Below are 14,395 nucleotides of genomic sequence, written 5' to 3' on the forward strand. Positions count from 1 at the left end.
AAGTTTATATTGAGAATCATCTATGCAACTCTGCTAGGTCTATCACCAACAAGTTGTCCATATTACGTGCTTTGTACAAAGCATGCTGCACGATGCAATCAATATCCTCATTGCTCATTCTGTAAAGCATCTTCGGATTTTCTATTAAGAAAGTAACTGCTGGAAGACCGCAGTTTTCGGCTTGTTTCACTAAGGTTGGATCATTTTTGACAAGAGCTAGATCCATAAGCCACTGCCCTATTTGGTTTAACATAAAATTCATTTCTTTCATCTTGTTAAGTCGAGCCTGTTTTCCTCTTCTAGTCCTAATCATTGAATAAACCTCCCATTAATAGTGGTGCCACTAAAATTTCCATAAATTCACTTTCATCTAACTCCCCAAATTCAAAAGGTGAGCTATTCTGAATTGGTTTATTCAGTCGTTTATAGTTCTCTACTGCAGCTGGTACAGATTGACCCGTCCCATAAAATTGTGATTGGGTTGCTCCATATGCTCTGAAGCATCCATCTACCTTAGTTATATAAATGTCGTCTAAAAGTAACTGCTTCCGATAAATGAGGTCCCTAATATGGAATAGCGGATTCAACGATTGATTCAGATTCCGTTCATGGTTCCTTTTTACATGTTTTAGATCCAAATGGCTCTGCAACAATCGCTTCTTTTTAAGATAAGAATCTTTTGTGGGTTTCCCCTTATGTTGATCGATACAATCTAGAATGTGATCGATTTTAACATCTTCTTTTATGTCTTGATGATTACAGATCTCAATATCTAAGATTATGAAATCCAGGACAACATTCAACATGATCAGGAGTTCAGGATTAGATTCATCCGCTGTAAATGATCGCTCATGTATTGGCGTGGTAATCCTAACGGAAGCGACTGTATGTTTGGATTTAAAGTTCAATTCGATTTGAATTGGTTTGCGAGTAATTGTGTACGTGTTTATGCCATCAACTACGGTTGCACCTAATTGAGGCAACGCCATGATTAAGTTCTGTAATATGTTCAACAATTTTGCTTTCTCCTTTAGTCGAAAATTAGAAACAAAAAAGTGGCTGCATCTTATGCACCCACCTAAATGTTGACTCTTATTGAACTCCATAAGTTGGAGTAATCATAATTAATTTTAAAGTTCTGCACTATTTGTTCCAGAGCTTGTTCTTCAAGTAGATGCTTCTTCGTATAATGAGATTTCATAATAGAATTCTCATCCCATGACTCCAATGGACGCATAAAATAAACGCATTGGTACCGAGAGTACTTTTTTCGTGTTCCGCAAATGGTTGCCGGCCCGCCACCTAATGTTAAAACGACATCTGTTACTGTACTTCGACACAGAACAAATTGATTGATGTTGGGATATACATCCAAAAACCTTATCTGATATTGACTTTGATCATTTATCTCACTTAGTTGAGTAAATAAATGATCTCTACAGATAACGTCTTCATGAGTTTTGACGCTGCCGAACATAACGATATTGAACATTTCACACGTCATCTTAAAGAAATCTTCTTTTTGATAGCTATCAATCTGATTGACTATCTGGTAGATGTCACCAGCAATATTTAACTCTTCAATTAGTAGGTTGTCTTCATTGATTGATACCTCGTAAGCGTCCAGAATACAATGTTTATAAAAAAGATCTCCTAAGTTTCTGAGCTTCAATAATGTTTTATGCAGTACCCGATTTTTAAGCTTTAACTTATAAACGGGGCTAGCAGACACTGAACAATTAAACCTATGATTCAGAAAATACCTAAAATCCATAGGACAGGGTGAAGAGAAATTATAGTTTTGTAATTGATAATCAATACACATGAGATAAGGCCCCTTTTTTATTTAGTACGTGCACGGCAGCCTGAGAAAACTCACTCATAGCTTCAGGGTTGCATGGCGTTAAAAAACTGAGCCAGTTATCACCTGTATTTTTTAGAATGATACGATGAGAACCGCTCACACTTTGTTTTTCATACACCCAGCCGAAAAAGAATTGCTCGTTATTGTTATATTCCGGATACACGTCCCATACGTGTCCTAGATTCTCGTATCCTTCTATGAGATCGTGATGAGAAAATGAACCCAATTGTTGTAATTGCAGAAAAAAATCATTCATTGAGAAACCCCTCTTACGCTCTATATTGTCTTGATGCTAAATTTCGTGTACGAAGCTGAAGTGTTTTACTAAGATTTTCTTTATCAATTCTTTGTTGACGGGTTTGCTCCTCAATCAACTTAGCACGTTGGTTATTCAATTCTTCTCTTTTTTTCGTACCTCTTCTCAGCATTTCTAGGATGTAAAACCTGTTTATGCCTGAAATCTTATCCCGATCACGCTTGTATTGATCTATAGGATGTAAAAGTATTTGGTCCAGATCCGTTGATACAGCTACCCAAGGGATCTGTATATCACAGAGCTCCGGATGATAGCTGCTATACCATATGGTATTGTCTGATTCTTTTTTTATTGCGAACATATTCGTCTTGCATCCAAGGTCTCTTAAACCATGAAGCAAAATGACTGAAGCATCACAAAGAAATAATTGAAAATCCATAGGCTTATTCATCTTTTTTCCTTCTTTCTAAGGTTTTTTATGTATATAAAAAAAGACGCATCAGCTACTTTTTCAGTAGCCTAGCGTCTTTTGAGTCCTAATATGGATTAGTATAATTTGTGAAAAATCTAGTATTCGGTTAGAAGCAAAGTTAAAAGTCGGTATTAACAGTCATTTGTTCTACTGCTTAAGACCATAATCTAACTCACTAACGTGCCTTCTCACTAAAGAATGTAAGTACACACGTAATTCTTCCAATCCTTTTAAAGGGTCCGCTGCAGGTACATATTAAATCTGTCATCATGATCAATTCATGTATACAGCCTGAATGCCTGCTTAAGGAAGAATATTGATAAAGTAATTAGTACTACTATTGTAAACGATCAATTTATAATACTCAACTTTTACTTTTCATCCCAGAGAACCTAAATTAGTTGAAGATCTATTACTGGCTCCTGAAGTGAAAGGTCATATAGCATCTCTACCATTGGCCACTCTTCTTCAGTTAAAATGATCAGCTCATGTTGATTCTCTTCAAAACCATAAAAATACAAATTGTGCTCAGTTTCATTCTCCTCGCTAACCTTTACCAGGACTAAATATTTTCTGAGGTTCTCTTCAAGTATTTTGACGATTCGATACTCTTCAATATCCAAGGTAACATGGTCCTTTAAAGATAAAAAGTCATGTTCTTTAAGGGCACTGATATCAACCGGTCTTACAGGCACAGTGATTTCATCCATTACTAAGAAACTGTTCACCGTCATAATAGCAGCGTCTGGATCTAAGTGTGAAACATCCAATCCTATCACAGCAGCTTTGTTCATTGCTTCTTCGTAATTTTCAACAATTTCTATCGTTTTCATTAGATATTTCTCCTTTAGTTTGAATGCTCTATTGTATTAGAATTCTTTATCATTTAGTTTGAGAATTTAGCTTTTATTTAGTACTCATCTGAGTCGAGCCATAACATTACATCAGCACGGTCCTCCGACTCCACTACGAAATGCACCCGAGGGGTACTTCCATTCTTCTACATGATCCAACAATATATCTTCAGGACCTATTTCTCCTGTAAGTAGCTGATGTATTGCTTTTTGTTCATTGTGGTCCACACAGCTCTTAGCACTTCCCACAAACTCATCAATTGATTTTTTGTTATCAAGTGTAAAGTTTAGTTCAATTTCTGCTAATCTTATGTTCTCATAATAACTTGGCAGAATTTCTTTTATACCTGCAAAATGGGATGGAGAACTAAAGATACAACACGCACAAGAAGCACGCCCCCAACCGACAACATAGCATGGATGCGGAACTACTCTATTTCGCTTTAGAACCTCCCAGATATCTTTCTCCGAGAAGTCAATCACATTTCTATAATGATGGACGATGCGCTTACGTCGTTGAGGTGCATGTGTTCTATGGAGTTCCATCATGTTGTACTTAGAGCGATTAGTACTTTCCCCTCTTCGCTCACCACTGACCACCATAATCTTGCAGTTCTCTTTTGTATCCACTTGATGGGCAATCGCAACAGACCCTACCTCGATCTTGAGAACTCCACTACAGTAGCGGGTCTGTAAATTGGCCCCCTTTGCTGGGAACTGGAATCGATAGCCGTAGCTTCGCAGCTCCTCATCGTACTGTTTAAATAGTTCCAGATCATCTTCTCTCTCTGCAGAATCCATTAACATTTTAAGCTCTTGGCTTCTTTGCCAGGCAACCGGTTCTATTCGTCTCATTGATCCATCCGCATCCTGGAACTGGACCGGTTTTTTGGACCCGTAACGATACACCTCACCCCAAAATCCGCCTTCTCTAAATGAAAATCTAATCTCGAGATCGAACGCATCTGCAAAGGCTATACAATAAGCTTTGGTAGCCGGCCAATCCATTTTTCTTTCAGACCCACCATCAATGTCATGATGGATGAGAACAATTTTAGATCGAGGGACTCCCGTCTCAAGTAGATTCAGTACCGATGCTACAGAATCCTTACCGCCAGAAAATAATACAAAGAATGTAGTATATGATTCTAACGGATCAAGATGACCCAGATAGTGTTTCCTCATATGAGGAGTATCTTCTCTTCCGGGTACACTAGGTTGAATGCAAATATTCTGGCCATATATTAGTGCCGGTTTATTACCATGAACTATAGGGCTATTCATAGTACAGTCACGATCCCTCAATACAATCATCTCAGCTTCGACCTTGTATTCCGTTTCATTACAATCATTAATCGTAAACGATAATTGTCCATCTACATTCCTCATAGTAAACACTCCTCTAAATAAGAATAGAAAAAGCCTGGCAATTGAATGCCAAGCCTTCTTATGTTGTAGTTGTTTAAACCTAAAAGATATAACCCAACTGTCCTTCACTGTTCTCTGTTACCGCGTTATTACGCACGCCAGGTAACGAAGATGCTTGAAGTGCTCGCAGTCCTTTAAAGAACATTGCAGCAATATTGTTGGCTATAGATTTAATTACTCTACAGTCCACACTTTGTCCAATCATTTCGTATTTACGAGTTTCACTGATGTAATCGGGATACTCAAACCAATCTGGAACAGAGAGTATTTTTCGGATTTCTGCAATCGTCAAAAACCTAAATGACTGCTTATCCTCGGATACCAAATAAGTACTTGATGCCGACTGTGCACGATATCTTTTAGGTATACATTGGATCTCAGTCACTTGAGGATCTACAAAGGTTTTGCTTAGGCTACGATCCTTCCAACTGTTATTTTTATCCGCTTTTGCTTTAAAGCTATCCATAAAATTCTCTAGAGGTTTCCAGTGTTGTGCCACGTGCTTTCCATCCAGATACTCCTTTAACTTTTTCCTCCGGATGCGTTCTGGCGGTTTAGGGAATGAGAAATTAGTAAAGTCTTCCTCAGTTCTAACGGCTACTACATAGGTTCTGCTTCTCCTTGCAATTGAACCAAAGTCTATCGCTTCAATATGTGACTCTTTCCAAAAAGGAAATTCGTCTGAGAGTAGTTCCTTTAACGTTTGGTATGCTGAAGTCTTATAAAAATCATTAACATTCTCAAAGAAGATCGCTCGGCATTTTGTAGCCCGGATCAATTCAGAGGCAGCTAATGAAAGATTGTTGAAGGTGCCCTCTTCGTGGTTGCCTAACGGGGACGCTTCATTACACGGTAATGTCACTACAGTCACATCAGCTTCAGTAACAGTATTACAATCCAGTAAATCCCCAGAGAATAGAAAGGTTGAGGGAAAGTTATGTCTGTATACCGCTCCACTATCTTCATCAAGTTCGATAGCTCCAACGGAAGAGAAATAACCAGAATCTTGAAAGGCTGAAGTTACAAACCCCGCGCCACTACAGATAGTAAAGGTACTAATTCGCTCATCATTCGTTCTAACCATCGATTCTTTCTTGAATAACGAAAATTCAAGTGGTTTTATAATCACTCTACTTAAGTCATTATCTTTATAAACACACATTTCCACTTTATGATCTACATCAATAATGGATCTATAGCTTTCCTTAGCAGTATCTACAATTGGTCTTTGAGCTCCTTTCGAAGTTCTCTTCGAAGATACGTGGACCACATGATCATCCTCAGTTACTGGTTGATTCTGTACTATAATCTCATTTGCATTTTGATCAGTAGAGATGTATAGCTTCTGACCAGGCAAAAAACCCGCAGATTCACACACTAGAGAGTAAATCCAAACTCTTGGTTTGAGTGCTTTCTCTGTAACTTTGTAGACCTTTTTCATTACTAAATTCATAGGTTTCAATCCTCCGTTGTTTTATATGGAATAATATCGATGTATCGTTTCGGTTTCTGGAATATAGTAGAGATCTCGTATTAAAGGATCGTTATCATAAGTGACAATAATATCAGCTCCAGGCATGCCACTATGTAGCGATTCTAGTAGGACGCATAAGTCAATATGATCTTGTTTCTGATAGTAGCAACGATATAAATCTTCACCTTTTTGGACGAATGGCGGATCGACAAATATTGTGGTCTCTTCGTGCCAATAATACTCTTCTATGAGGTTACAGGCATCTTCGTTCAAAATGGTTATCCGATCACTAAGTTCATGGATTTCCTTTATCCGCTTAATTAGACCATTGGGATTCCACCTAGATAATAAATCAGATCGTTTACCATTTTTCCCACCTAGTGGATTGGCTTTATAGATGCCTGAGTATGCCAGTCGGTTCACAATAAGCGTATACCAGGCAGCATCTAAAATATTGCAATTAGGATAATCCTTTTTAATAATCTTTTGCGCATGAAAATAGTCCTTAACTGTAGGACTCGAGCTAGATTGGAGTCTATATATCAAGTCATACGGTGCATGCTTGATTGTCCAATACAACGCATAAATTCCAAAATCGTAATCATTTAACACTAACTTCTCAAAGACACCTGCCTCTAGCAAAGCTAATTCAGCACTAGCTCCACCTGCATATGCACCAACAAGTTGCTTACATTGTTCCTTTCTGATCTTGGAGTAAATTATTGGTATCATTTTGGATTTACCGCCTGGATACCGAAAGCATGACAATTGCTTTTTGAACTTGATGTCACTACTTACCACAGGTGGTATATTGGGAAGTTTCGATTTCGTTTCAAGTAATAACGTAAACTTATGCGCCTTGGATGGGTCAAAATACGTATAAGAATCGCAATTTCCACACCAAAACCCTTGGTTATAACTGTCTATCTCGGCTTCTTCTGACGGCCCGGTTAGACCACAATAACTGCATTCTAGTATCATTCCTTATCTGCCCCTAGTAAAATAATAGAGCTGAACAAATTGTTCAGCTCTTTTTTTAAATGTATTAGGTTACATTGTAATCACCGTATCCCCGCGTCTCCCGCATGGGAAACTGCGGCAGGGGTACTCTGCCATAGTTATTAAGGTTACATTAAAATTGAAGTATTATAGATGGTTTTTTCAGCGTTTAGCAAATATTCAACATTCTTCTCCGCGAGATAAAAGCTGAGTAACGCTTTTTTTGCAGTTAACATTAACGATAGGTTTGGCGTATCGAGCATAGACATTCCGCTTCTGTAAAACGTGAATTTCAGAAGAATATCCTGGAATAGTCTGGTCTCGTCAATAAGATTTATTTCATTCTTTGTTATATCTGTACCATTTAAAAGATTCTCGATATAAATATTATCTAGCTCATACATACTTTCTAAGTTGAACTCTTCTTCTAAAATTACAGCAAAACTGTCTATATCAATTTCACTCAAATACAACTCATTTTCCTGTATAACGAAATCAGCATGAGTTAAATCTGAAAATAAGCTAAGCATTTCTTCAATGTCAAAGTTTGCTAACTTTTTGTATAAAAATCGATTCACCGATAGTTTAGAAACAAACGATCTAGCAGCTTTAATTAATCTTCTTTGCTCTTCGATTGTTTTTACTATTTCATCTTCTTTGATAACTTCTCTTGGAATTAATGAAAAAAGCATTTCTTTATCCATTTATATCTCTCCTGACACCTATTCAATTTAATAGCATTTCTTTAAACAGAATTTTCGAAAAATAATTGAGCTGAACAAATTTGTTCAGCTCTTTTTAAAAATATATTAGGTTGATTCAAAATTCCTATGTCTCAATTTATATCTGACGATAAACTTAGTTAATCCACTAACTACTCAGCCTCAATATATCTACTTCCCAGGCCAGTAATAATATAAATTACATTGCTTTCATAAGCATAAACATGTCTTTATTTGAGATACGACTTATGACAAACGGGATAATTGAAGAACTGTATCGGTACTCTTGAGTTTCATAATCGATCTGAAGACGTATCTCTTCTTTGTCGTAGAAACATTCATTAACCATAGAGTCTATGTCGAAATTATCCTCATACCGCGTTCCTTTCATCAATGACTGAATAACTATGTCATCAATCATCTTTTCTTTGCTAATGTAATTATTATTGTATAAATAAACTGCTTACAGTAGATTGCTATTACATAGATTTAAGAAGTCTCTTTTTGCTTCGACTCCATAGCAAACCGTAATATGATATTCAATATATTCTTCAAAATCACTGAGATTTACATTTAATGTTTATAAGATTTCTCTGGTATTTACATTCATCACAGATATCACTCCAGCACTTATTTAGTATTGTAAAGACCAAAGCCGAACACAGTGGTGTTCGGCTTTATTTTCTCAATATACATAATATGAATGCGTCACCACACCATATTTTTCTTGATCCTCGATATAAAATACATAGGATGTATATGCTCTCGCATTCATTGCCGTGCCCCAAGTATCACAATCAGAGGATAGTTGGTTACCGTTAATGCGATCCTTTGATGAAATGAACTCTCCTGCATAACATATTGGAAGAATAATGTCTTTGTAATTATCATAAATCTCGATATCAATCTTACTTCCATCATCATCCCATACGATTGCCTGAGCCATTTTTGACCTAGAGAATATAAACCATTCAAGTGAAGATACGTGATCGGTCTCTATTTCCACTTGATAATCATATACATCTGTTCGAACTTCAATACTAGTTCTTTTTTCTGCTTCCATATCTGAGCCATATTTTAAAAGACGCAAATAATCTACATACTCATTTTCAGATGTCGTTTCGATATCCCAAGGACAAACGATTTCAACCTCTGAGACAATATAAAGCATGTTATCCTCATAGCCATAGAATAGAGTACTCTTTGGCTTTAACAGACCGTAAGGCAAGACATCATCAAGTGAAACGCTGTGCAGATGATATTGTTTATTGTTCATATATTTGTTTTCAACTTCCATAGCACTTCTGATATAAAAAATATCTTGATTGGAAATGCACCGCAGTGAAACCGGTGGAATAAAACCAGAGTCAGTTATGTCCAACTCTGGCGCATCAATTAGAATCTGAATCGATACTTCCTGCCGATCATAATTATTCATTTCCAACACAGCTTCAAAGTTACTACAGTCCTCAAATCGTGTTCCTTTAAAAAGTGCTTGTATGACAATGTCATCAATCATTTTACGCTTGCTTATGAAATTGTTATTGTACAGATACAACCCTAACTCGAAGTTTCTATTTAGATCATTTTCAAATTCATCTGATGCCTCAATTCCATAGTTATATCCGATATGATACTGATTATAATCATTTAATTGAACATCCAGCTCTTTATCTTCTACGTTAATCATTTAAATCACTCCGATTCTTTTTTTTAGAATACTAACTCAAAGTCCGCCGCAAACAGATTGGAAGAACTTATGTCATTCTCAATGGCTGCAATCAACTCGCTGACTTTGTTCTCGTTATTGGGATTCATGTGTCGAATTTTCCCGGCAGATAGATTCTCCTCAGTGATGACGTGCAAAGCAATAGTCAGATCAACTTCTGCTTTCCAATTAATCTGTTGATTTTGCTTCTCATCAACACGTACATTCTCGAGCAGATAAGCCCGAAAATATCCATTTGTTTTCAGGAAGCAAAAACCGGCAATGCTCGGTAATTTAAATTGCTCTTCCCACCTTTTTGCATTTACCTTCAGAACAACGTAACTCTCTGCAATGGGTTTCTTCATTTGCTTCTCCTTCATGCTCAGAACGCAAAAAAAGCGAAATCCTCTGAAGAGAATTTCGCTTTTCGATATATGCGCTAGGCAAGTTTTTTAATTTTTGGATAAGATCGTTTAGTACACTTCAAACAAAAGGAATGATTAATTGTGAATTCAAAAAATAGATCACCTTTTGTTCTAAAAAACGCCATCATATAATCCTATGTACGCGTAACTCATCATTGCTCCATAATTAATGTTCTTATAATCATGTCCTATATTCACCCTTCAGACAACATCGTAATAACGTGCATGTCATATGTGTGAACCAATGAGGAGAGTAATCTAATAATTAACTTTATTCTATCGTATTCGCTGTTTTTATTCAATAAAAAAAGCCGCCTCCTTTTGGAGACGGTTTAACCTGACTAAGTGGACGGTTTGTTGTATCTATTCAGAAGTCTATCGAGTTCAACCGACTTCTGAATTACAAATTGGTTTTGGAAGTTAAAGTTATGTTCTTCAGCTAGTGCTTCCAATTCTTTTCTTACTATTTCAATCTGGTATATATCAACGCCATCATTTTGATGAGAATGATTATTGTTCATTATAATTACCGCCTCTCCTGGTATAAGAAAAACGTAGACATAAGTCGTCTACGTTTTTTTGGTGTTCTTTATTATTCCGTGCCTAAAAGTCTAGAAAACTCCACTGGATAGACCTTTACTTTACATTTATGTTTTAGCGTCAAATATGATTTGTGATTTGGAAGGGATAACTCACTGAAAAGTGAGTTGAAATAGGATACCACTTCTAATGCGGCATATTTATTTGTGAGTAGTTTTTGAGGTTCTTTACTAATCAGTTGTGAACAAGCCATTTCCGAAGGTCCTATCGGATCTTCATCTTCTAACATGTCCGGGAATTCGGTACACACTGGATCAAGGATAGTCTCTCCTTTCCAACGCAGCCCGCACACGACCTGCCCGGTCCAACCAGTGGCCAAAAAATCCGTCATCTCTTCCGTCGTCCATTGAGACATTGTTCTTTCATCTTGTGGCACGCGAGAACCCTCTACACCTACATCGATATAGATGAGATCTTCTTGAGATAGGAAATATCTATGCATGAGCTGCCGGCTGAAGTTATTATCGACACATCCGATTAAAATAGGGATTTTAAGTTGGCAAAAACCCAAATTAAGATAGTCATCATTAAACAGATTACTAAGTATCTGCTCTGAATCGACATAGCCCTGAGTGTAAGAAAACACAGGTACATTGTAGTGATTCCCATACCGTCGAGCCAAGACCGTTGCTTTCTTTTGATCAATATCCTTAGGAAGGAACAATTGATTTTTGAGATTATGTTCTTCAACCGTATCGGGATCTGCAATCATGTAAGATCCCCTGATCCCGAAAATGTTCATCAGCTGTGTAATTTGTTGTATTACCGCTGATCCGTTTGCTCCACATCCTAATTGTACAATCTGAAAATAGGGTTTGAAATCAGAGGAGAATGTAATCATTTTTGAGAATCCTCATGTTTTACGTCAGATTTAACCACTCTAACTTGAGGGTATGATGAAGTGTTTTGGAGGAAAGGAGAGGAAAATATTTTAGAAGGATTAATGGATAAGAATTTACCATTAACATGTACCCGGCATTTTATCTCAGGAAATAACTCATCCAATTTTCCGATGATTGTATATATACAAGTGCCAATTTCGCTTTCATCGTCCTGCGGAGATGGTTTGGCCGGGAAATTGTGATGTGAGTGTATTTCCATGACCTTGATACTACCATCAGCTATACTGTTTTTAATTGGTTGAACATTCATTTTCGAGGCTTCTTGTGGAGGTATACTTAGAGTATAGTTCCCATCCAACAAAAAAATCTCCCCATAGACTTCGACTTCATGTTTCGTAAACTCTTTTGATATGCTTATGAATTCGCTAAGTAGCTGGAAAGGTATCAACGGTTTATTAAAGTTGATCCCCTCATAGAGTTGTTTAGCAATAGGTACACGCCCTGCCTTTGAACACGATGTGTACAGATCTCCATTTTTAATGTGATAAACGTATCCATCCGCTGAAGGGACATACATATTATATTTCGGATCTAGGTTTGCTTGCTCCAGAGAAGCGTATATTCCATGCCGGTCCTCTAAGCTCATGCCTCTCTTGCGCCCGTGAATTTGGGGAACAATGATGTTAGATGTCGGTGGCATAGTAAGAGTGACATAATCACTATCACACATTTCTCCGTATTCCTCAGCCAACTTAAGTCTAAGGTCTTCCGTATTTATTGGCCTCCGTTCATCCGTATCACTTACGCGAATCCCGGTCTCGATTTCCTCAGTCTCGAAATACTCTGTGATGGGTGTAAGTACTCCATCATACTTAATACAGGTACTTAAGTTGACGTTGAGATTTTCGTATTTCACCGTCACCTTTTTGAACGGTGCATTGCTTTGAGCAAGTTTATTTTTGCGATTTTTTAAATCATGTTGCTGCTGTACCGCGGGTTTTAATATTTCCTGATCATCAGGAGATAAAAAAGCAAAGATATCCGTTTGTACATTATCGTGTGAATTATGAGTCATTTGTCGACAGCTCCTAGTTGTTTTTTAGAATTTAGTTAAAAAAGAATCTAAGGTAATGTTTTCACTCACAAGCCATTCATCAGGGAATTCAGAAGATTCCATTTTACTGTATAGTTCTCTCAATTCAATGATACCTGATAGATTTCTGGATTCATTATAATAACAATTCGTACTTTGTGATCCGAAGAAAAGGTTATGCATAGTAACGCATTGACCCAGCTTGGTTAATTGCGGTAACTGATTAGAACCCATACAGACTTTGCCGAAGCTAACATTGGCATAAGGGTATTTGAAAAGTTCTGTTTCGCCGGTTATGTTTTTATCTTGAACGCCAAAGCAGTACATTCCTTGAATCCTGCCACTGACTTCAATTTGATAGATAAATAAAAGCCTAGGATGGCCCACTTTTTGTAGTTTATCTTTGTAATAATACATATCCCAAAGTTGTTTTTGGACTTCGCACACCACAATATGTGTATTTGTTTTATCGTTTCTTATATATTTAATCCAGCCTTTATTCATGAGTGGCGTTTCAATCCGCTCTTTTATAAGCGTGGAGCGCTTTACACCATGAATACTTAATTTTTTAGTGCTCGTTCGATGGCCCACAATAGTTTTTGCATTCAACTCTCGAAGTTCTGCATCGATAATTGATTCAGCAAAGTCGTTGAAGGTCATCTCATAGTCCCCTAAAACTGCTCCAAGTTCATTTGAGACTTCGACATGACAGATTGGAATTGAAAAATCTCTTTGTTGAGACCAGGATACGTTAAATTTACGCACGAATGATGGAATTCCTTTCCATTAGGGATTTCATTTTAACGACCATTTTAATTATGTGCTCCAGATAAAAACTGAAGTATCCAGCATAGTCTTCAATTGTTAAAACGATCATTTTAAAATCTTGGCTTAGTTTAATTTCCATGTGAGAAGGACTATAGTCACAATGTACAATGGTTAGAAAAGAACTCATATTGGACCCAAAATCGTCTTCACTCATCAAGTCTCGTATAATTGTTCCACTGAATTGATAAATAATTTCGTCTTTATTATCATCACTCGTATCGTCCACGGTAATCCCAATCTCCGAATACATAAGTCTAATTAGAGTGAAAAAAAGACAAGATCCTCCCACACCATAATGATATGAGTTATCTATAATCCATTGTTCTTCTCCTGTTTTAAGTTGATTAAGATCTACTCCGAAATCGTAAGCAATCTTAAGCATTCTCAGATTGTCCATCGAAGCTCTTATGTTATCAACGTCGTTATCATAAAATAAAAGCATGTTACACTCCTTTAGATAAAATCGTCTTCGTGAATTAATAGTTTTTTGTTGTGATACGCGAATGAATGGCAATGTTGAGTTATAATGGCGTATTCATAAAATGGGTTATACCAATTGTTTTTGGCATGTTCTTGGTAGCCCCAGGAATCAGCAGTTTCATGCGAATCCAAGTAAAAAGCCCTGTCAAAAGCTTGATTGATGTCGCTCATGTTAAATGAGGAAAAATCGACATGCTTCACAAGTCTAGCTCCAGAGAAGTAGTAGTCAATGATCCTGTAGACATTCTCTGTTTTAACCAAGTTGTTATCCAAACTTTTTTCGGTGAGTCTTTTCTCAAAACGTTCCAAATCGAATAATACTTTTACTTCATTCACTTAGATCATCCTCT

The 14,395-nt window shown here is 36.9% G+C and carries 17 protein-coding genes; all 17 read right to left on the reverse strand.

Annotated elements, in window-relative coordinates; translation table 11 throughout:
* Positions 1 to 16: 16 nt before the first annotated feature.
* The 17 genes from HP548_RS02605 to HP548_RS02685 all read right to left on the reverse strand — a co-directional run bounded on the left by HP548_RS02605 (position 17) and on the right by HP548_RS02685 (position 14,381).
* The gene (locus tag HP548_RS02605; RefSeq protein WP_175380795.1) at positions 17 to 271 is read right to left on the reverse strand and encodes a hypothetical protein; all 255 of its coding nucleotides are present in this window, start codon (positions 269 to 271) and stop codon (positions 17 to 19) included.
* A 34-nt stretch (positions 272 to 305) separates the two neighbouring features.
* Positions 306 to 989, reverse strand: a complete 684-nt coding sequence (locus tag HP548_RS02610; protein ID WP_217504593.1) for a hypothetical protein — start codon at positions 987 to 989, stop codon at positions 306 to 308.
* 825 nt (positions 990 to 1,814) lie between these two features.
* Positions 1,815 to 2,120, reverse strand: a complete 306-nt coding sequence (locus tag HP548_RS02615; protein WP_175380797.1) for a hypothetical protein — start codon at positions 2,118 to 2,120, stop codon at positions 1,815 to 1,817.
* Positions 2,121 to 2,133: 13 nt separating this feature from the next.
* Complete coding sequence (locus HP548_RS02620; RefSeq protein ID WP_175380798.1) at positions 2,134 to 2,571, reverse strand: hypothetical protein; 438 nt, start codon at positions 2,569 to 2,571, stop codon at positions 2,134 to 2,136.
* Between the two features lie 413 nt (positions 2,572 to 2,984).
* Positions 2,985 to 3,425, reverse strand: a complete 441-nt coding sequence (locus HP548_RS02625; protein ID WP_175380799.1) for a hypothetical protein — start codon at positions 3,423 to 3,425, stop codon at positions 2,985 to 2,987.
* A gap of 111 nt (positions 3,426 to 3,536) precedes the next feature.
* Complete coding sequence (locus tag HP548_RS02630; RefSeq protein ID WP_217504594.1) at positions 3,537 to 4,835, reverse strand: phosphoadenosine phosphosulfate reductase domain-containing protein; 1,299 nt, start codon at positions 4,833 to 4,835, stop codon at positions 3,537 to 3,539.
* A 79-nt stretch (positions 4,836 to 4,914) separates the two neighbouring features.
* The gene (locus HP548_RS02635) at positions 4,915 to 6,327 is read right to left on the reverse strand and encodes a DNA cytosine methyltransferase (protein WP_175380800.1); all 1,413 of its coding nucleotides are present in this window, start codon (positions 6,325 to 6,327) and stop codon (positions 4,915 to 4,917) included.
* Between the two features lie 21 nt (positions 6,328 to 6,348).
* Positions 6,349 to 7,329 (reverse strand): DNA adenine methylase, encoded by a 981-nt coding sequence (locus HP548_RS02640; protein WP_175380801.1) that lies wholly within the window; start codon positions 7,327 to 7,329, stop codon positions 6,349 to 6,351.
* Positions 7,330 to 7,475: 146 nt separating this feature from the next.
* Positions 7,476 to 8,051, reverse strand: a complete 576-nt coding sequence (locus HP548_RS02645) for a hypothetical protein (protein ID WP_175380802.1) — start codon at positions 8,049 to 8,051, stop codon at positions 7,476 to 7,478.
* Between the two features lie 703 nt (positions 8,052 to 8,754).
* The gene (locus HP548_RS02650) at positions 8,755 to 9,759 is read right to left on the reverse strand and encodes a hypothetical protein (RefSeq protein WP_175380803.1); all 1,005 of its coding nucleotides are present in this window, start codon (positions 9,757 to 9,759) and stop codon (positions 8,755 to 8,757) included.
* A gap of 23 nt (positions 9,760 to 9,782) precedes the next feature.
* Complete coding sequence (locus HP548_RS02655; protein WP_175380804.1) at positions 9,783 to 10,142, reverse strand: hypothetical protein; 360 nt, start codon at positions 10,140 to 10,142, stop codon at positions 9,783 to 9,785.
* Between the two features lie 401 nt (positions 10,143 to 10,543).
* A complete protein-coding gene (locus HP548_RS34050; RefSeq protein WP_175380805.1) occupies positions 10,544 to 10,723 on the reverse strand; it encodes an aspartyl-phosphate phosphatase Spo0E family protein in 180 nt (59 codons plus the stop codon).
* A gap of 71 nt (positions 10,724 to 10,794) precedes the next feature.
* The gene (locus HP548_RS02665; RefSeq protein WP_175380806.1) at positions 10,795 to 11,643 is read right to left on the reverse strand and encodes a ThiF family adenylyltransferase; all 849 of its coding nucleotides are present in this window, start codon (positions 11,641 to 11,643) and stop codon (positions 10,795 to 10,797) included.
* On the reverse strand, positions 11,640 to 12,719 hold the full coding sequence (locus HP548_RS02670) for a hypothetical protein (protein ID WP_175380807.1): 1,080 nt from the start codon (positions 12,717 to 12,719) through the stop codon (positions 11,640 to 11,642). Before HP548_RS02670 ends, HP548_RS02665 begins: the two co-directional genes overlap by 4 nt.
* A 24-nt stretch (positions 12,720 to 12,743) precedes the next feature.
* Positions 12,744 to 13,502 carry a hypothetical protein gene (locus tag HP548_RS33885; protein ID WP_175380808.1) on the reverse strand — a complete coding sequence of 253 codons (759 nt, stop codon included), beginning with the start codon at positions 13,500 to 13,502 and terminating at the stop codon, positions 12,744 to 12,746.
* Positions 13,495 to 14,007: a hypothetical protein gene (locus HP548_RS02680; RefSeq protein ID WP_175380809.1), complete on the reverse strand. Its 513-nt coding sequence runs from the start codon at positions 14,005 to 14,007 to the stop codon at positions 13,495 to 13,497. The genes HP548_RS33885 and HP548_RS02680 overlap by 8 nt, the downstream gene beginning before the upstream one ends.
* Positions 14,008 to 14,018: 11 nt before the next feature.
* Positions 14,019 to 14,381, reverse strand: coding sequence for a hypothetical protein (locus tag HP548_RS02685; protein ID WP_175380810.1), 363 nt, complete (start codon positions 14,379 to 14,381; stop codon positions 14,019 to 14,021).
* Positions 14,382 to 14,395 lie beyond the last annotated feature (14 nt).

Source organism: Paenibacillus taichungensis (genome assembly GCF_013359905.1).
Lineage (GTDB): Bacteria > Bacillota > Bacilli > Paenibacillales > Paenibacillaceae > Paenibacillus > Paenibacillus taichungensis.